General features: G+C 56.3%; 16 protein-coding genes. 10 read left to right on the top strand and 6 right to left on the bottom strand.

The genetic code is table 11. The features are described 5' to 3' along the window. Positions 1–113 precede the first annotated feature (113 nt). On the top strand, positions 114–1,040 hold the full coding sequence (locus Q1A74_RS16070; RefSeq protein WP_299598591.1) for an NAD-dependent protein deacetylase: 927 nt from the start codon (positions 114–116) through the stop codon (positions 1,038–1,040). Position 1,041: 1 nt separating this feature from the next. Here the strand turns inward: Q1A74_RS16070 and Q1A74_RS16065 are convergent, their stop codons facing one another. The 4 genes from Q1A74_RS16065 to Q1A74_RS16050 form a co-directional block, all read right to left on the bottom strand. Then, the gene (locus Q1A74_RS16065; RefSeq protein ID WP_299599271.1) at positions 1,042–2,112 is read right to left on the bottom strand and encodes a transporter substrate-binding domain-containing protein; all 1,071 of its coding nucleotides are present in this window, start codon (positions 2,110–2,112) and stop codon (positions 1,042–1,044) included. 188 nt (positions 2,113–2,300) lie between these two features. Beyond that, entirely contained in the window at positions 2,301–3,182 is an 882-nt protein-coding gene (yghU, locus tag Q1A74_RS16060; protein WP_299598588.1) for a glutathione-dependent disulfide-bond oxidoreductase, read from the bottom strand. Positions 3,183–3,262: 80 nt separating this feature from the next. Continuing rightward, positions 3,263–3,829, bottom strand: coding sequence for a transglutaminase family protein (locus tag Q1A74_RS16055; protein WP_299598585.1), 567 nt, complete (start codon positions 3,827–3,829; stop codon positions 3,263–3,265). Positions 3,830–3,866: 37 nt separating this feature from the next. After that, complete coding sequence (locus Q1A74_RS16050) at positions 3,867–4,322, bottom strand: GNAT family N-acetyltransferase (RefSeq protein WP_299598582.1); 456 nt, start codon at positions 4,320–4,322, stop codon at positions 3,867–3,869. A gap of 251 nt (positions 4,323–4,573) precedes the next feature. On the opposite strand from Q1A74_RS16050, the gene rsxA reads away from it, so the two are divergent. The 9 genes from rsxA to Q1A74_RS16005 all read left to right on the top strand — a co-directional run bounded on the left by rsxA (position 4,574) and on the right by Q1A74_RS16005 (position 16,759). After that, on the top strand, positions 4,574–5,149 hold the full coding sequence (gene rsxA / locus Q1A74_RS16045) for an electron transport complex subunit RsxA (protein WP_299598579.1): 576 nt from the start codon (positions 4,574–4,576) through the stop codon (positions 5,147–5,149). 12 nt (positions 5,150–5,161) lie between these two features. Next, positions 5,162–5,770, top strand: coding sequence for an electron transport complex subunit RsxB (gene rsxB, locus Q1A74_RS16040; RefSeq protein ID WP_299598576.1), 609 nt, complete (start codon positions 5,162–5,164; stop codon positions 5,768–5,770). Continuing rightward, positions 5,767–7,956: an electron transport complex subunit RsxC gene (rsxC, locus tag Q1A74_RS16035; RefSeq protein WP_299598573.1), complete on the top strand. Its 2,190-nt coding sequence runs from the start codon at positions 5,767–5,769 to the stop codon at positions 7,954–7,956. Before rsxB ends, rsxC begins: the two co-directional genes overlap by 4 nt. Positions 7,957–7,965: 9 nt before the next feature. Beyond that, complete coding sequence (gene rsxD, locus Q1A74_RS16030; protein ID WP_299598570.1) at positions 7,966–9,018, top strand: electron transport complex subunit RsxD; 1,053 nt, start codon at positions 7,966–7,968, stop codon at positions 9,016–9,018. Further along, complete coding sequence (rsxG, locus tag Q1A74_RS16025) at positions 9,018–9,731, top strand: electron transport complex subunit RsxG (protein WP_299598568.1); 714 nt, start codon at positions 9,018–9,020, stop codon at positions 9,729–9,731. The genes rsxD and rsxG overlap by 1 nt, the downstream gene beginning before the upstream one ends. Then, on the top strand, positions 9,731–10,456 hold the full coding sequence (locus tag Q1A74_RS16020) for an electron transport complex subunit E (RefSeq protein ID WP_299598566.1): 726 nt from the start codon (positions 9,731–9,733) through the stop codon (positions 10,454–10,456). The genes rsxG and Q1A74_RS16020 overlap by 1 nt, the downstream gene beginning before the upstream one ends. 465 nt (positions 10,457–10,921) lie before the next feature. After that, a complete protein-coding gene (locus Q1A74_RS16015) occupies positions 10,922–11,641 on the top strand; it encodes a TetR/AcrR family transcriptional regulator (RefSeq protein WP_299598563.1) in 720 nt (239 codons plus the stop codon). 248 nt (positions 11,642–11,889) lie between these two features. Continuing rightward, the gene (locus tag Q1A74_RS16010) at positions 11,890–14,226 is read left to right on the top strand and encodes a transporter substrate-binding domain-containing protein (protein WP_299598560.1); all 2,337 of its coding nucleotides are present in this window, start codon (positions 11,890–11,892) and stop codon (positions 14,224–14,226) included. Positions 14,227–14,368: 142 nt separating this feature from the next. Next, positions 14,369–16,759, top strand: coding sequence for a transporter substrate-binding domain-containing protein (locus tag Q1A74_RS16005; protein WP_299598557.1), 2,391 nt, complete (start codon positions 14,369–14,371; stop codon positions 16,757–16,759). 98 nt (positions 16,760–16,857) lie between these two features. Here Q1A74_RS16005 and Q1A74_RS16000 read toward each other — a convergent pair whose 3' ends face one another. Together Q1A74_RS16000 and Q1A74_RS15995 are read right to left on the bottom strand one after the other, a co-directional pair. Continuing rightward, positions 16,858–17,895, bottom strand: coding sequence for an SO2930 family diheme c-type cytochrome (locus Q1A74_RS16000; protein ID WP_299598554.1), 1,038 nt, complete (start codon positions 17,893–17,895; stop codon positions 16,858–16,860). 100 nt (positions 17,896–17,995) lie between these two features. Beyond that, complete coding sequence (locus Q1A74_RS15995; RefSeq protein WP_299598552.1) at positions 17,996–19,309, bottom strand: parallel beta-helix domain-containing protein; 1,314 nt, start codon at positions 19,307–19,309, stop codon at positions 17,996–17,998. Positions 19,310–19,545: the final 236 nt, after the last annotated feature.

Raw genomic sequence — 19,545 nt, 5'->3', positions numbered from 1 at the left:
ATGCGCTGGCGGCCGCTGTGCCGCCGGCGCAACGCTCTGTAATCTGCGTGCAAACTTCCGCTGCCAGACTCGCTACAATACTGCTCCTGATGTCATCCGGAACTCCCCCTGCCATGAGTCTGAGCACACTTTCCTCCTCGAGCACCGCTGAAGAAAAATCGATTGTCGCCCCCACCGGTACGACAGAACTGGCCGCCCGGCAACTGGCTGCGTTTATTCGCCAGTACCCGCGTTTGACCGTGCTCACTGGTGCCGGTGTCAGCACCGATTCCGGCATCCCGGACTACCGTGACCGCGATGGGCAGTGGAAGCGCAAACCACCGGTGGATCACCGGGACTTTATGGCAACCCCCGCCATTCGCCAGCGCTACTGGGGAAGGGCGTTGATTGGCTGGCCGGTGATCCGCAATTCCGCACCGAACCCGGCGCACTTTCACCTGGCAGAGCTGGAGCGAAGCGGGCATATCCAGCTGCTGATCACACAGAATGTGGATCGCCTGCACCAGCGTGCAGGCAGCGAGCGTGTGATCGACCTGCATGGGCGTGCAGACGAAATCCGCTGCATGGATTGCGAGTACCGCGCCATACGACAGCTTGTGCACGACCGCAGTTACGACCTGAACCCGGAGTTTCGCCACTACACCGCGGACACCGCACCGGACGGCGATGCAGACCTGGAAGTGGATTTCAGTAATTTTCAGGTGGCAGATTGCCCGGAGTGCCAGGGTATTCTGAAACCGGATGTGGTGTTCTTTGGCGACAATGTACCGAAGGAGCGTGTCCAATTAGCGATGGATGCACTGCGTGAAAGTGACGCACTGCTGGTAGTGGGCTCATCACTGATGGTGTATTCCGGGTTTCGCTTCTGCCGCTACGCGAAAGAGTGGGGAAAACCGATTGCCATCCTGAACCGGGGAAAAACCCGCGCGGACGACTTGCTGCCGTTGAAGCTGGACTCGGATATCAGCCAGAGCTTGGCCGGTGCACTGGAGATTCTCAATTCTTCGCCAATGGAAATGACGGGCGAACGCACGAGTTGAATTAGCGCACCGGTCCAAAATATTTTTGTTTCAGGTTTGGTATCAGACCTTCCTCATGCGCGGCAATGACCTTGACGCTAATGGGCCTCGCCAGTTTACTGCCCCGAGGCAACGCAAACGCATACTTATCTGGTTCAAATATTTTTCCCACCAGATGCACGCCCATTCCCGGATGCTTGAACGTGTAGTAGGCCAGCACTGGCGCATCGCCAACCAAGGCCTGCACGTCTCCGGAGCGCAACGCGGTCACCGCTTGCTCGATACTTTTGTACTCACGAGTTTTTATCGCCCGGCGTGCCATGGATTCTTCAGCCGTACTACCATCAAGCACGCCAACCGTTTTACCCGGCAAATCCTGTAAGCCATTGACCTGGCTGGTGAGCGCAAGAGAAGTCATAACACTGGTGATGGAAGCGGTGATATACGACACGACGGCCACTCCACACACCAGCCACACCCCGCCCCAGATTCTCCCAACCCAGCCAAACAGGTTCTTCCGCTGGATTTTTCCGGTGGTCGCAATCGACATCACCGAGTAGAAACTTTCCGCCAGGCCATCCCGCCAACGGCGGGGAAACTCCGTATCAAAGCGTCTGTCAAACAGGGTGAACAGCAGGGTTGCGGTCAAGATGATTCCGATCAACCACAAATATCCCGTCAGCAAGCCCGACCGGTGCAGGCCGCGAAAAATATCTCCGATACTCGTGGTCCGCTCCGTACTGACCATGACTCGCAGGCCAGCATCAAACCAGGGCTGGGTAAAATCCACCCGCATGGCGCGGCCTTCGGTAATCGTCAGGTTCGTCACCGCGACATCGATTTTTCCCTGCTCCGTGGCATCCACCAGGGATCGCAAATCTGGGTAGATGCGATAGACAGATTTCAGATTCTGATCGCGCGCGATGTCCTGCCACAGATCGATGGCCATCCCTGTATAGCTCTCCCCCTCCTCCATGACGAAGGGTGGGCTTAGGTAGAGGCCGACGTCTACGGTCTTTACGTCATTCGCGCCCTGATCTCCGCCCTGCGTAGGAGGCGCAGGCTGCCCGTACGCGTGCCCACTGAGACCCACAGCCCCCAGCAGTGCAGATAGGGATAACCAGAACAGAAACGTACGAATCACGATTGAATAGCCTGTACTGCCGGTCGGACAATAAGAATAGAACAGGCTGTACAGAGGAGTGAAAGGGGGAATGGAAGCTGGCGATTGAAACGGGGCGGTGATCAGGCCGCCCCGTCGCACAGGAAACTCTCCGGACGTTATCCAGCGCCGTCGCCGGAACCTTCGATTTTATCCTGCGTGCGCCGATCGAAATCACTGGCGTCGTGCCGCTCGTGCAACTGCCCCGAAGGCTCACCCCAGGTGCGGTTCACCATTTTTCCACGCTGTACCGCCGGACGCTCGCCAACTTCTTGCACCCAGCGATTTACGTTCTTGTAGGTGTGCGCCTCGAGAAATTCCGCCGCATCGTACGCTTCGTTTTTCACCACCGCACCGTACCAGGGCCAGATGGCCATATCTGCAATGGTGTAGTCTCTGCCCGCCACGAACGGATGCTCGGCCAGTTGCCGGTCCAGTACATCCAGTTGGCGCTTCACTTCCATGGTGTAGCGGTTGATCGGGTATTCGTATTTTTCTGGGGCGTAGGCATAAAAGTGGCCAAAGCCGCCGCCGAGAAATGGCCCGGCGCCCATCTGCCAGAAAAGCCAGTTGAGGGTTTCTGTGCGTTGCTCCGGTGTGTGCGGCAGAAAAGCACCGAATTTTTCCGCCAGATAAAGCAGGATCGAGCCAGACTCGAATACACGAATCGACGGGGTTGTGCTGTGGTCCACCAGCGCGGGGATTTTGGAATTGGGGTTGATATCGACGAAACCACTGCTGAACTGGTCCCCTTCAGTAATGCGAATCAGATGGGCATCGTACTCTGCACCCTCGTGGCCCAGCGCCAATAACTCTTCGAGCATGATCGTGGCTTTCACGCCATTGGGCGTGGCCAGGGAGTAGAGCTGCATGGGGTGTTTGCCCACCGGCAGGGCCTTGTCGTGGGTGGGGCCGGCAATGGGGCGGTTGATACTGGCGAACTGGCCGCCACTTTCAGAATCCCACTTCCAGACGTTTGGTGGGGTATAGGCGTCCGACATCGTTGCTCCTGATCTCTATCGAGGGTTGAATGTTGAGGGTTGGGGTTCAGGAGCTAAGAGTAAACCCACTGGCCCGGAGTTCAAACGTCCGGCAGGTTTTCCTCGACCTCGGTACAGGTTGCGCACTTGTTCAGAAACGCGACAACCTCGGGCAGGGGCTCGGCGTGATTCCCCGGCAGATCCCGCTCGCCCTCCGCTGAAGGGGTATAGGCCAGGCGCTCCTGGGGAGGAATAAACTCCGCCGTGATACCCGGCTTGTTGCCACGCGCGTCAATACGCAGCCAGCCGTAGGCGTCCAGATGAACGGTGTTGAGGCCGTGCAGGCAGAAACGGCCATTCGCCTCATCCAGCAGCAGCCGTTGATAACAGAACCCCGCGGGAATGCCATTGGCGCGCAACAACGCCGCCAGCAGATGGCTTTTGGCGAAACAGAACCCGGTACCCGCTTCCAGTACATCCGAAGCGCGGCAGGTCACCGGGTTCAGCTGATGGTCGCCGCTGTGGCGGATTTCATCGCGCACGAACTCGAAGCAGTTGCGCACCGTACCGAAACGCGCCCCGGAGCGACACGCCAGGTCTTTCGCCGCTTCCTGAATCAGCGGGTGCTTCCAGTCGATGATAGAGGTGGCCTGTAAGTATTCGTTCATGCTCAATCGTTGTTATTGAATCCGCGCGGAGCGTCATTCAGAGGTCAAGCGCCATATAAACGCTGTTAGGGTCGTCTGTATATCCTCCGAAGGGAGGACATGGGCAAAAACCGTGGCGGCGATACAGGCGCCTGGCGGGCGTAAAGAAATCCATCGAACCGGTTTCCAGGCTCAAACGCTGATAGCCTCGATTGTCCGCCTCCCCGATGATGTGCAGCAACATCGCCGTCGCCACGCCACGGCCGCGAGCGGTAATATCCGTGCGCATGGATTTGATTTCGCCGTGGGTCGCACTCAGCTGTTTGAGCGCGCCGCATCCCACCAACGCCCTCTCATGGTAAACCGACCAGAAGGTGATCTCCGGCTGGCGCAGCCCCTCCAGATCCAGCGCGTGCACACTCTCCGGGGGCGATGTCGCGCGCATATCGTCTATGTGGGCCTGCAGAAATTTCGCGATGGCCGGGCCGGAAAGGTCATCAACATGGATTTTCACCCTGCTCTCCTACTGCTTAAAGGGACCAGATTCTTTCTATATGGGGGATATGGCAAGTTGAACGCCTATTTCCTCTCGCCCATAATACCGCCCCCTACTCTGACAACAGAAAACTGCAACTTTCACGCCACCGCGGCCATTGTGTACGCAAACGGCACGGCACCCTCCGGCGTCGATCCATTGCCGGCCTGATGCCCAAAATTTATACGAGCTGCAGCAGCTCCCGGCGCTATCGCCCGAACGGAATCACTATGACCGAATTTACCGTCATTCTGCTATCCACCATCCTGGTGAACAACTACGTGCTGGTACAGTTCCTGGGACTGTGCCCGTTTATGGGGGTTTCCAACAAGCTGGAAACGGCGGTTGGTATGGCTGGCGCGACGACCTTCGTACTGACCCTGGCGGCCATCTGCTCCTATCTGGTGAACACCTACCTACTCGAACCCTTCGGGATGGAGTACCTCCGCACTATTTCCTTCATTCTGGTGATCGCGGTGGTGGTGCAGTTTGCGCGTATGTTTATCGAGAAGACCAGCCCGCTGCTGCACCGGGTGCTGGGGGTTTTCCTGCCTCTGATTACCACCAACTGCGCGGTACTGGGTGTGGCGCTGCAGAACACCATGAAAGCGAACAACTTTGTCCAGTCCACCCTGTATGGCTTTGGCGCGGCGGTCGGCTTTTCCCTGGTGCTGATCCTGTTTTCCGCCATGCGCGAGCGGCTGGCGGTGGCAGATGTACCCAAGCCTTTTAAGGGCGCGGCCATCGGTATGATGACCGCGGGACTGATGTCCCTGGCCTTTATGGGCTTTAGCGGACTGGTATAAGGAGGAGCGACAATGGAATGGCTGTCTGAAGTATCCACGCCCCTGCTGATTCTCGGCGGTATGGCCCTCGTATTCGGCGCCCTGCTGGGCTTTGCCGCGGTGCGCTTCAAAGTCGAGGGCGATCCCATTGTGGATCAGATCGATTCCCTGCTGCCCCAGACCCAGTGCGGCCAGTGCGGCCACCCGGGCTGCCGTCCCTACGCCGAGGCCATCGCCAACGGCGAGCCCATCAACAAATGCCCCCCCGGCGGCCAGGCGACCATCAACGAGCTGGCCAACCTGCTGGATGTGGAGCCAACCCCGCTGGACGCCGAGCACGGTGTGGAAGACGTCAAAAAGGTAGCGTTTATCCGCGAGGCCGAGTGCATCGGCTGTACCAAGTGCATCCAGGCCTGCCCAGTGGACGCCATTGTCGGTGCCGCCAAGCAGATGCATACCGTAATCGTGGACGAATGCACCGGCTGCGACCTGTGTGTGGAGCCCTGCCCGGTGGACTGTATCGATATGGTGCCGCTGGAGGCCAGCCTGCAGCAGTGGCACCCGAACAAACCGAAAGACGGAATCCAATTGATCGCCAGTGACCGCCCCGATCTGCACACCGACGACCGGAGTGCAGCATGAGCCAGCTCGACGAACGACCGAGTGCCAGTGAACGTCGCGCCGCCCGCGAGGCGCAGCTGATCGCCAGCGAAAAGGCCCGGGACCTGTCCCGCGAGCTGAAGATCAACGATTTCCACGGCGGTATCCACCCGCCGGAAAACAAACACCAGTCCACCGGCGAACCCATCGGCAGTATCCCCCTGGCGGAGGACCTGATCGTCCCGCTGAACCAACATATCGGCGGCACCGCCATTCCCCTGGTGAAGCTGGGGGACCTGGTATTGAAAGGCCAAAAGATTGCCGAAGCGGATGGCCCGGTGAGCTGCCCGGTACACGCGCCCTCTTCCGGCAAAGTGGTCGCCATCGAGCCGATGTCGGTACCCCACCCTTCAGGCATGGTGGCGGACTGTATCCAGATCCGCACCGACGGCCGCGACGAATGGTGTGCACTCACTCCGCTGGAAGACTATCAAAATCGCGATATCGATGAGGTACTGGAGCAGATCCGCGAAAGCGGCATCGCCGGTATGGGCGGCGCCGGCTTCCCCACCGCGGTCAAGCTGAGCCCTCGCGGCAACGCCACCATCGACACCCTGATCATCAACGGCACCGAGTGCGAACCCTATATTACTGCCGACGATATGCTGATGCGCGAGCGCGCCGATGAGATTATCGGCGGCGTGGAAATACTCGCGCACCTGCTGGATCAGCCGGAGCGGGTATTGATCGGCATCGAGGACAATAAGCCGGAAGCGATACAGGCCATGCAACAGGCCGCCGAGGGCACCCGCTTCCATGTGGTGGTCTTCCCCACCAAATACCCTTCTGGTGGCGAGAAACAGCTGATCGAAATCCTTACCGGCCGCGAAGTGCCCAACGAGGGCCTACCCGCCCATGTAGGCATCGTGTGCCAGAACGTGGGCACCGCGCGCGCGGTATTCCGCGCAGTCAACCTGGGGGAACCGCTGATCAGCCGCGTCACTACCGTGGTGGGGGAGTCCCTCGAGCGCCAGCGCAATATCGATGTTCCCCTCGGCACGCCGATCAGCCATGTACTCGAAAGCCACGGCCTGAACCGTAAAGCACTACAGCGTATCGTCATTGGCGGCCCCATGATGGGTTACACCATTGAGGACGAAGCCGCACCGGTGGTGAAAACCACCAACTGCATCCTTGCGCCCAGCAAGCAGGAGCTACCTACACCGCCACCGGCCCAGGCCTGTATCCGCTGCGGCCTGTGTGCCGAGGTCTGCCCGGCGAGCCTGCTGCCGCAGCAGCTGTACTGGTATGCGCGCGCGGAAGACCGGGAGAAACTGCAGGCCTACAACCTGTTTGACTGTATTGAATGCGGTGCCTGCTCTTACGTGTGCCCCTCCAGTATCCCGCTGGTGCAGTACTACCGCGCCGCCAAGGGCGACATCCGCGAGGCGCGCCTGGAAAAAGAAAAAGCCGACCGCGCCCGCGAGCGTTTCGAGTACCGCAAGCTGCGTCTGGAAAAGGCTGAGCAAGAAAAAGAAGCCAAGCGCCTGGCCCGCAAAAAAGCCGCGGAAGAAGCGCGCAAAAAACGCGAGCAGGACGCCAGCAGCCCCGAAGCTCAGGCCGCCAAACAGGAGTCCGACGTCGTGGCCGCTGCACTGGCGAGGGTAAAAGCCAAGCAGGCCACCCCGGAGCAACAGCTCGCCCGCGCCCAGCGCACCCTCACCAGTGCCGAGCACCGGGTAGCGCGGATGCAGAGCAAGCTGGCTGAGGCCGACGACGCCCACAAAACGCAGCAGGAAGCCCAGCTGAAAGCCGCTGAGCTGAAATTGAAAGAGGCACAGGAAAAACTGGCGGAAGCAGAAAAGCAGGCGGCAGCAGCACCTGCGCCCGAGCAACCCCAGGCAAGTGACCGCAAAGCAGATCCGTCGGTTACCGCAGACAAATTGAAGGTCGCCGGTGCGTCTTCTTCCGCTGCCAGCGCCGCCATCGAAAAAGCCAAGGCCGCAGCCGCCGCCCGCGCCAGTATGAGCCCGCAGGAAAAGCTGGCCCAGGAAATCGAAGCCTTGAAAAAACGCGTGGAGAAAGCCGAGGCGCGGCTGAACAAAGCCCGCAGCGAAGACGACCCCAATACCGGCGCTTTTGAAACGGCGCTGGAAAAAATGCAGGGCAAGCTGCAGGAAAAGTTGGCCCAGCAGAGCCAGTCTGACGACCACGACGGCAGCGAATAGAGAAAACCCATGTCCCTGATGCGAGTCACTTCCCCCCACGCCCACTCCGGCCAGAGCACCAGTAAAGTCATGCTCCAGGTCGCCGCGGCCACCGTTCCCGGCGTGCTGGCACTGGTGGTCTTTTTTGGCCCCGGCGTACTGATCAATATCGCCCTGTGTGCGCTCACAGCCCTCGGTACCGAAGCCGCAATAATGAAACTGCGCGGCCGCCCCATCGCATTTTACCTGAAAGACTACAGCGCGCTGGTCACCGCACTGCTGCTGGGTATTGCCCTGCCTCCCTACTGCCCCTGGTGGATTCCGGTGATTGGCAGCGTGAGCGCCATTCTGCTGGCAAAACAGCTCTACGGCGGAATGGGCTACAACCCCTTCAACCCCGCCATGGTGGGCTATGTGGTGCTGCTGATCAGCTTCCCGGTGGAGATGACCCGCTGGGTGGCACCGGCGGAGCTGATTCAGGGCATGCCGGGGCTGGGTGAGACCTTCTCACTGATTTTCGGCAATATGAATGTGGACGGCTTTACTCGCGCCACACCGCTGGAAATCGTGCGCCACAATCAGTCCACCATCCTCGCCCAGCTGTACGAGATGGAACCGATGTTCAACACGGGCACCGTCGCCGGCCTGGGCTGGGAGATGGCCAACTTCGGCTTTCTGCTGGGCGGCCTGTTCCTGCTGTTCCGCCGCCTGATCACCTGGCACGGCCCAGTGGCCATGCTCGCTACCCTGACACTGCTGTCCATTGTGTTCTACGACGGCGGCAGCTCCCTGAGTGAAGGCTCACCTCTGCTGCACCTGTTCTCCGGCGCCACCATGCTCGGCGCCTTCTTTATTGTCACCGACCCGGTGAGCGGCTGCACCAGTAACAAGGGCCGGCTGATCTTTGGCGCCGGCGTGGGCCTGCTGGTATTTGTCATCCGCGCCTGGGGAGCCTACCCGGACGCCGTGGCCTTTGCCGTGCTGCTGATGAATTTCGCCGCGCCCTTTATCGATAACTACACATTGCCGCGCACCTACGGCCACAAGGCCGCGCGCAAGGCCACCGACCTGGAGGAACAGTAATGCTGAAGCGCTCCATCGGTAGCAATGCCGCCATTCTGGCGCTGTTTGCACTGGTCACCGCCGGCACCCTGGCGGTCACCCAGATCACCACCCGCGAACCCATCGAACGGGCCATCCGCGAAGCGGCGGCCAAGGCGCTGCTGGAAATCATCCCCATCGAGCGCCACAGCAACGACCTGCTGGTAGATACCTACCCGATACCCAAACAATATTGGGCCATGCTCGGGCTGAAACAGGGTGGGAATATCAACCTTGCCCGAGAGCGCGATGGCACCATTGACGCTGTCATCGTTCCCGCCGTGGCTCCGGATGGTTATTCCGGGCCGATCCAGATGCTCGTGGGCGTCAATCGCGACGGGACGGTAGCCGGTGTACGCGTCACCAACCACGCGGAGACACCGGGGCTCGGCGACAAGGTAGACGTAAAAAAGAGCGACTGGATTCTCTCCTTCAACGGCACATCGCTGGCGGATCCAGGCCCCGACATGTGGAAAGTACAGAAAGATGGCGGCGCCTTTGACCAGTTCACCGGGGCCACCATCACCCCCCGGGCAGTAGTGAACCAGGTGCGCACCGTGTTGGACTTTGTCGCTGAACACCGGCAGGACATCTTCAGCGCGCCGGTATCCAAACGCGCCGTGGAAGTGGAGCAGCCGCAAGTGGACCAGGACCAGAACCAGCACCAGGAAGAGCAAAAAGGGGAAGACAACTGATGGCCACGCCGAACCCCTCCCATAACTACCGGGAAATCACCCACAACGGCCTGTGGAAAAACAACCCGGCACTGGTACAGCTGCTGGGCCTGTGCCCGCTGCTTGCGGTAACGGGCTCTGTGGTCAATGCCATTGGCCTCGGGCTCGCCACCACCGCGGTACTGGCCTGCTCCAACCTCGCAGTCTCCCTGGTGCGCCACCAGATGCCGGAGACGGTACGCCTGCCCGCCTCAGTGATGATCATTGCCACCTTCGTGACCTGCGCCGAGTTGTTGATGAAGGCGTTCACCTACGAACTGTATCTGGTGCTGGGGATTTTCATCCCACTGATTGTGACCAACTGCGCGATTCTCGGTCGCGCCGACGCCTTTGCCAGTAAAAACCCGGTGCTGCCATCTTTACTGGACGGGCTGATGATGGGGGTGGGGTTCAGTGCGGTACTGATCGTAATTGGCGCGGTGCGTGAAATAATCGGCCGCGGCACCCTGTTCAGTGATATGGACCTGCTGCTGGGGCCCGTCGCCGCCAACTGGACACTGCCGATACTCGGGCAGGATTACTCCGGATTCCTCGTCGCCGTACTGCCCCCCGGTGCTTTCCTGGTGGCCGGACTACTCATCGCGGCAAAAAATGCCATCGACGCGGGCATTGAGCAGCGCCGCAACGCCGGCGTCAGCGTTGTCAGTGGCAGCAAACGTGTGAGGACGACCGGGAAAATACAATAAGAACAATACGCGGGACTTGAGTCACATCATTTCCCGCGCTGCCCGGGCGGTATTGCCCGGCTAATTTGTTACTAACCACTTGGCCAGTTCAGGCCAATTCTTACCGCCGAACAAACCAATCCGCCCCTAATTCGAAGTATCCTTCAAATAAAGTTCTGCTGTAAGCAAATGTAATGGGATACGCTTCACAATCCTCAATTCTTAAGTAGCTAAGCCGGGTCACATCGCTAAAATATCGCGGCCGTCCCAGAATGGCTTGCTGGTCAAACCTATTCATGGCAATAAGCCCGCGATATTCGTTAAACTGATCGCAAAGAACAAGACCAAGCGTTTTTCTGAGTGCGGAGCACTCTGTTCTGGCAACGGCGCCCACAGTTTTATTTTCACGCTATTTATATCTGGATTTCGCATTACCTGATCCCCCGATAGCCATTCGCTTACTACCGCAAAGGAAATTTCTTCACCATGACCTTAGACAAAGGAAAGTCTGAACTGGTTTACAACGGGCGCAAAGCCCAGCGCGCAGATAGTCGTCAGCGCCGCAAAGCCATTCTTGAAGCGGCCCTGCGTCTCATCGTCAAGGAAGGAATCCGCGGTATTCGCCACCGCGCCGTCGCCAAAGAAGCGGCAGTACCTCTGGCGGCCACAACCTATTACTTCAAACACCTGGACGACCTGATCAGTGATGCCTTCACCTATTTTGTAGAACAAAATATTGATCAGACCCGCACACTACAGGAAGAAAGTTTTTCCGCTGCTCGCCAGCTCTCCGCCGAACAGCTCGCCGCCCCTGCGGGCCGTCGCCAGTTGATTCAGCAGCTCACCCGCTTTGTACTCTCCCATATCCGCGCTCAGGCCAGTAACCGGGACCATCGCGTTATTGAGCTGGCATTCAAAAACGAAGCATTGCGCAACGAGCAACTGACCCGCGCAGTAAGAATGGCGAATCAGGCAACGGAAAATATGATCGTTGAATTTTTTGAGCTACTGCGCCACTCCGACCCGATCGCCGCCGCGCAGATTGTCCACGGCACCATTCTCAATCTGGAGTTTCAGGTACTCAGTAGCGCCGTGTCGATCGACTCACCACTACTTGAACGCACCGTTGCGATGATGATCAAGGGCCTGATTCCTGCGAGCCTAGAGACTGCCGTAAACGGAACGGCTGAAAACGTTATCGCCTGACTTGCCTGGTAGCGCAACGCTACCATAAAAATTCCCTGGCGCAGGTTTTCGCTGCCCTGCGCCGGATCCCCTCCCCCCTTACAAATCGCCCCATCACGCCAGGCACAAACTCCGCGCATTAATGCTTTAAGCGCGCACCTCGCATTCAGGCCGACCGACACAGGCTAGACTTTGATACACCTGAATTCATCTTCAGTGAACCCCGATCAATGGACTGAGCGAGCCCGATGTTCCGACAAGCGACACGTTTGCGTATAAATTCTGCCTTTGCAATTACCTGCGTATTTATTGCGGCCTGCCTTACCATTTCGCTAAGTGGCTGCGATCGACAAAAGGCAACAGAAGCAGCGTCCAGCCCCGGCACAGAACCCGCTTCTGACGAAGCTGCCACACCGGCACAAAAAGGCGATCTCCGCGGAGAGGCCCTCTGGCCCCCGGAAACCACCGGTGAATACCCCATTGCGAAATACGCCAACTACGATGAGACGGGCGACCTCGATGCCATACGTCAACGAGGAAAATTACGCATACTAGTGGACGTAACACATACCGACAGCCTCCACAGAAAAGCCACTGAACAGGATATCGAACTACAGGATGCCCGGCGCTTTGCCCGCAGCATTGGCGTAGAACCCGTAATACTTTATGCCGACCATTTCAAAGATCTGATACCCGCACTTGTCGCCGGGAAAGGCGACATCATTGCGAACAACCTGATAATGACCGATGAACGAGATGAAGTAATCGACTTTACGATCCCGGTTTCTGAAACACGACTGGCGGTGATCTCGACGAAGGATGCGCCCGATATCAAAAAACTGAAGTCGCTCAAAGGTAAAACTCTGGCCGTCACAAAAGGCACACTCTATGCGGAAGCCGCAAAAGAATTCGCGAAGGACTACCCGGATGTAGAAATTCAGGTGCGTGACATAAATTACGCTGATCTACTGCTGGACGTATCTCACGGCCATATCGACTACACAATATCTGAAACCCTGACCCTCGATATGGTCAACCAGTTTCGCGACAACCTGAAACGGAATTACTTATTCCCACCGGACGACCAGACCGCCTGGGGCATCCGTGCAAACACCCCGAAACTGCAAGAAGCGCTCAACGCTTTTCTCCACCAGGAAAAGCTGACTGAGAGCCTGAAACCCTCTACCGATGATTACGCTGAGATATCCAAGCGCGGTTTTCTTCGTGCCACCACCCGCAATCAGTTTGGCACCTACTACATGTGGAAGGGGCGCGTCATGGGCTTTGAGTATGAACTGTTGCAAATGGCCGCGAAAGACATGGGCCTGCGTCTTGAGATCATCGTAGCCAACAGCCATGAAGACCTGCAAAAAAACCTCACCAACGGTCACGCCGATGTGGCCGCCAGCCTTTTATCCATAACCGAGCGCAGAAAAAAAGCGGGCATGGCATTCGGGCCCATCTATCTGTCCACACCAGTCGTTCTCGTTTCCCACAAGAGCGGCGGCGCCACCATCAGCGACCTGCAGGCGCTGACCGGGAAAACCATTACCATTTTGAAATCTAGCAGCCACTTTGATGTAGCTGAGGAACTGACACGCCAGATACCTGGCGTCGAGATTGCGTACGCGCCGGAACTTCTCAACACTCACGATGTGCTCGATAAGATTTCGGAAGGGGAATACGCCTACACAATCGCAGACCAGGCAACCGTAGAACTGGCTCTGGAAGACGGCGCTGATGTTCGCATTGATAAAGTATTGAAAGCGGAGGGAAACGACTATGGATGGATGATGCGCACCAACAATCCCGAGCTGGTTGCCGCCATAGGTGAATTCTTCTCCAAGCGCGAGAATAGAAAGAAAATCGCCGCTCTGGAGAAAAAATACTTTAAAAAACCAAAAAAATCGCGCAAAGAAATCCTAAGTCTGAACAAGAAAGGACAAATCTCGCCTTACGACACCGTCGTCCGCAAATATGCCGAGCAGTTCAACTTCGACTGGCGATTGATCGTCGCACAGATGTTTCAGGAAAGCACCTTCAATCCCAAAGCAAAATCCTGGGTCGGCGCACAGGGGCTACTCCAGGTAATGCCGGATACCGGTAAACAAATGGGAGAAAAGAATCTGTTCAATCCTGAGAATGGTGTTCGCGCGGGGGTGAAGTATCTTGACTGGCTACATCGGAAATTCGAAGACAAAGGAATCACTGCAGAAAACCGCATGTGGTTCACTCTCGCCTCTTACAATGCCGGTCTTGGCCACGTGTACGATGCACAGGATCTGGCAGAAGAAAAGGGTTGGAATAGAAACGTCTGGTTTGAGCATGTGGAGAACGCCATGCTGCTTCTCGCCGACAAGAAATACTACTCAAAAGCGCGCTACGGCTATGCACGTGGGCGCGAACCCTACGACTATGTGCGCAAGATCCAGGCGCGATATCGCACCTATGCACAGCTGCTCGACGATTACGAGCGGCAAAAACCGGCTGTAAGCTATATCCCGGGGTCGGGACTGCTGGGCCTGACCTACAGCAAATTGATCCCCTCAAGCGTCCGCTACCCGCGACCTCTCACTATAGGCCGCCCCCTACCAGTACTCCCATAAAACCGAACCTGGCGCGCCCCAAGGCTTTGGTAACTCGTTGAATAGCCAGCCAGTTCCCGGTTGGTCTAGCAGCGGTTCGCGCACAGATCTCTGCGCCACAGCTAGACTTCATTAGAATGTATATTGGAATTGTATCCGCGTCATGGAACATCCCTTTCTCACAAGGCTTTTACGCTATCTCGCACTGATCGTATTGATCGCATTAGCGGCTGCGCTAAGCGCCTGTCACAGCGACACTGCACCCGCTCCAGAAAACGAACAGTCGGGGGAAGCCCACCCGACTGAAAGCATACCAGGCGGGGAAAAATCGAAATCAGCGCCAAACAAATCAGATACCACCGGGGGAAAAGCTTCAACAACCCGAGCAGCGGATACGAACGATCTGAGACCTGAGGCGTCATGGCCTCCAGAAACCTCTGGTGAGTATCCGATCAATGCGTACGATAACTACATTGAAACTGGTGACCTGCCAAGTATTCGCGACCATAAAAAACTAAGAATACTTGTCGATATATCGAATAGTGATTCACTACACCGAGAGGCAACACTTCAAGATGTCGAGCTCAGTGAAGCAAAAAAAATGGCCCAACGAATTGGATTGGAGCCCGTCGTCCTGTATGCAGACAATTTTGATCAATTACTACCGTTACTTAAGGCAGGAAAGGGCGACATTATCGCCAATTACATGATTGTCACCGATGAGAGAGAGCAGGAAGTTGCCTTCTCGACACCCATGGCGGAAACACAGCTTGTTCTGGTTTCCCGGAATGATATGAAACCCGCCTTAACATCGGACAGCCTGAAAGGTAAGACACTCACTGTCACCAAGGGTACTGTATTTGAAACACGCGCCAGGAAATTTGTACAAAAATATCCAGACCTGAAACTGAATGTGTCAGAGAAAAACTACGTTGAGCTGGTCATCGACGTCGCAGAAGGAAGACTGGACCTCACAATCACCGAGAAATATGTTTTCAATCAAGTGTCGCAGTTCAAAGATAATATTATCGAGAATATTGTATTCCCTGAAAAACATCAGGTAGCGCTGGCGGTGCGAAAGGATTCACCTGAATTATTGACTGCCGTCAACAACGCAATACGGCATAGCAAGCTCACCCGAACCGTCAAACGCTCTACTGGCGACCTGGATGCCATCCGTGAACGCGGCTACATTCGCGTGCTAACCAGAAACCACCCCGGCACCTATTACATGTGGAAAGGGCGCGTAATGGGCTATGAATACGAACTCGCCCAGGCGTTCGCAAAAAAGCTCGGCTTGAGACTCGAGATTATCGTTGCCCCGTCACACGCTGACCTATTGCCAATGATCCAAAATGGCCAGGCTGATATAGCCGCCGCCCTCCTATCCGCAACAAAGTCGCGCGATGACAGCGGCATGGACTTCTCCAAGCCCTATATGGAAGAGCGCGTGGTCGTCGTAGGAGAGGATAATGACAGTATCGACTCTCTCGAGGAGCTGGCAGGACGAACCATCTACGTCCGAAAATCCAGCAATCATTATGAAGCGGCAATGGATCTCAAAAAGAAGGTTCCGGATGTAAACATTGAACTTGCACCGGACGAACTCAATATTCAGGAGGTAATCGATAGAGTAGCCGATGGCGATTACGATCTTGCCATCTCAGATGGCATTTCGGTGAAGCTTGAGCACAGCTGGCGAACCAATGTTGAAGCCTTGATAGACCTGGGGATTGAAGGCAACACCTACGGCTGGATGGTGCGGGAAAGTAATCCAGAGCTACTCAAAGCAATCAATGCGTTTTTTAAAAAGAAAAGCACTCAGAAAAAAATGCGCATTTTATATACCAAATACTTTGACGCCCCAAAGCGCACCCGCCCGGAGATAGATGAACTCAGTAAAGACGGAACGATTTCACCGTTCGATAAGTACGTGAAGAAATATGCAGATGAGTACGATTTTGACTGGCGCCTGATCGTTGCGCAAATGTTTCAGGAGAGCACATTCAACCCCAAGGCAAAATCCTGGGTCGGCGCGCGAGGACTGATGCAGGTAATGCCGGATACTGGAAAGCAGGTTGGCGAAAAAAACCTGTTCGACCCTGAATCGAGTGTCCGGGCGGGATTGAAATACCTGGAATGGCTACACCGAAAATTTGAAGACAAAGGCATTAGCCCGGAAAACATGATGTGGTTTACCCTCGCCTCCTACAATGCGGGACTAGGCCATGTGTACGATGCGCAGGATCTAGCGGAGCAAAAAGGTTGGGACCGCCGAATCTGGTTCGACAATGTCGAAAACGCCATGCTATTGCTCTCGGACAAGAAATATTACGAAAAAGCCCGTTATGGCTATGCTCGCGGCCAGGAGCCTTTTGATTACGTGCGTAAGATTAAAGAGCGTTTTCGGACATATGTCGCGCTACTGGAAGATTATGAGCGACGAAACACGACCGACACCGGGTATCTTCTGGACTTTGTACACCCCGAGTTCAATCGTCAGTTTATCTGGACATCGAGACACAGCGTTGATTTAGCGAATACCGCGCAGTAGTAGACAATGGTTAACCTGGTCGCATTGGAACCTGGCAATGCGACCAGGTTAAAAAGAAACAATAAACGGCGGTGAGTGACCGCCGTTTATGTTGCTGCTCAGCTACAGTTACCCGGCATTGAGGCAATCCAGGTCTTGAGCAGTTCAGCCCCTTCCTCGTGCGAGAGGCTGCGCCCCAGCTCGGGCATCATGGCACCCGGGTCTGTGGACTCCACACGGAAGTTCAAAATGGACTCTTCCGGGCTGCCGGGAACAATCGCAAACCGGCGATCACCGGAACCGGTACCTGCAGCCACTGGTGGTTTGCACACCCCCAGTTTACGCATGTCCTGCTCTGCGCCGTACAACATCAGTCCCGACGTATCCGCCGGTCCACTGGGGTTATGGCAATGGCCGCAGTTGATGTCCAGGTAAGAGCGGGCGCGCTCGTCCAGAGACGCGCTGGCATCTTTGTAATTGACGTTGTGAGGCACTTCCGCCAGATCCGGCAATCCAGTCAAATAACCCACCTGCTGCCAGTAAACCAGCTGGTTCTCAGTACCACTTTCGTAACCGTAACCTTTGTTGAGGTGACGGGCGCGAGGACCGATGGGGCGCACGGCTTTTTTGGCGTGGTTGTCTGCGTGACAGCCCGAGCACTGATTGAAATCCGGCACCACATAGGTAAACGCTTCGCGATCACCGCTTTCACTCACCAGTTCCAGCCGCTTGGCGTCTCCGGCAATTTCCAGCACGGCATCGGTCTGAGCATCGTTCCATACGTAAGGCAGGGCTTGCCAGCCATCCGCGCGCTTGACCAGTAAACGGGTTTCAATCAGTTTGACCTTGTCCAGGTTCAGGCCACTTCCGGCATGTCCCTGGGTAAAATCCTGCGAGTAGTCGTCCGTGCGCAATACGGAACCATCTTCGGCAATGGGGTAGTAAAACGTTTTGCTGATGATGGTTCCGACGGGGTAGTCGAAATCGTCTTCGCCGTAGCCCGCACTGGTGCCTTCGGGCATCCAGACAGTTCGCAGCTTGTGCGCATAATCAGTAAACAACGCGGTATTCAGATCGTAGGGCGTGACGCGCTCGTTCAGTGCGAGCTTTCCGCCCTGCACTTCAACCACGTGCCACTGGCTCAGGTTGTCAGGCACAGTATTTCTTTCGTGCAGTGTGACCGGCTTTTGGGGTGCACCGCACCCCGCCAGCGCCAAAGCCAACACTGCGCCCCCTAACCAGCGGGGCGACAGCAACTTACGCATCGGCTACCTCGTTATTTGCGTGCTGCTCTTCCTGAGGTTTTTCCTGTTCGTCATCAAACTCGAGCACAACCTGCGGCAGTTTTTTCAGGCTGCATTTGTGCGGTGTCATATCGGTAGAGATGTTTTTGTAGCCACCCTGAAGGTCGACGTTGATGATGCCCACACCTTCATCTTCGATACACAGTTTCAGGTTTTCCGGCAATTTTCCTTCGACCATTTTTTTCTTGTCGATAGCACCGTCCCAAAGAACATCCGGCAGGCTGCCAGTGAAACCGAACTTAGCGACTTTCAGTGCTTTAAGCTCCATATCACCCGGGGATTTACCACCACCAGTAAACGTGTTGTCGTAGATGTAAATACCTTCGGGATAGGGATCGAAATTTTCCTGAGTGGACTTATCGCTGTAGTAGCCGGCGGCAAAGTAGCTGCTCACGATCACGTTGGCGGTGTCATTATCGGAAATTTCGTTATTGAAGATTTCCACAAAGTCATTGGAGTTGATCACAACACCAGAACCCGGCGGAATTGCGGCTACCGGGGTACCTTCGTGGCCAAAATTTTCGTAATTGTTTTTGAAAATCTTGTTGTCGTACACGCGGGTACTGTGGCCCGGCTGCGGCAGGTTTGGCATGTTGAATACCAGGATACCGCCGGTGTTGTTGGTGGCCACATTGTCGTAGACATCGGCACCGATGGTGTTTTCGATTTCGATGCCCGCCACGTTGTACTCAGCGCGGTTGTTGCGCACGATCACATTGCGGGACTGGCCCACATAAATACCTGCGTCGGAAGCACCGATGGCGACAGTACCTTCCACCAGGGTGTTCTCTGTCTGTACCGGATAGATGCCATAGGCACCGTTCTCGGTGGCCGGGCCGTTGGTCCACTCCACACGGATATCGCGGATGATGATGTTCTTGCCTTCATTGACCTTCAGCGCATCGCCGATGGTGTCTTCGATGGCGAGGTCTTCAATGGTGAAGTCGCTGGCGTTGACCAGCAGGCCTTCCGCGCCCTGAATCTGGTTTTTGAAAGACAGGATGGTCTTGTCCATACCTGCGCCGCGAATGGTCACCCCATCCACGTTCAGGGAAAGGCTGCGATTGAGCTCGTAGCGTCCTTCCGGAATTTCGATCACGTCGCCCGACTGGGCGGTAATCAGCTGCTTGAGCAACTGCTTCTGAAAATCGGCGGACGCCGCGACTGTCTCGGCACTGACGCTGGTGTTGTCTGACCCCTTGTCCTGGGAACAGGCTGCGGCCAGGGCCGCCAGTACGATGACACCCAACTTGACTGGTGCTTTCATGGAATCTCCCGCTTTCCTTAATTATTTCGTTTTTTATGACGTTTTTTATTTGGTCCAACTGCTTGTGAGAGTACTCCCTACTCGCGGGCTCACCCCGCGTTCGGACCCCCTCCCGATACGGCCCTGACGGCATCACGGTTTCTGCCGTCATAGTGACAGATATCGTGACCAAATTCCCCACCCCATACTCAATTGGTACGATTGTACCAATTAGAGAGCGAAGAACACGGCGACTA

Source organism: uncultured Microbulbifer sp. (genome assembly GCF_947504145.1).
Taxonomy (GTDB): domain Bacteria; phylum Pseudomonadota; class Gammaproteobacteria; order Pseudomonadales; family Cellvibrionaceae; genus Microbulbifer.
The sequence above is the reverse complement of the archived record's forward strand: the minus strand, read 5'-3'. Positions and strand labels throughout refer to the sequence as shown.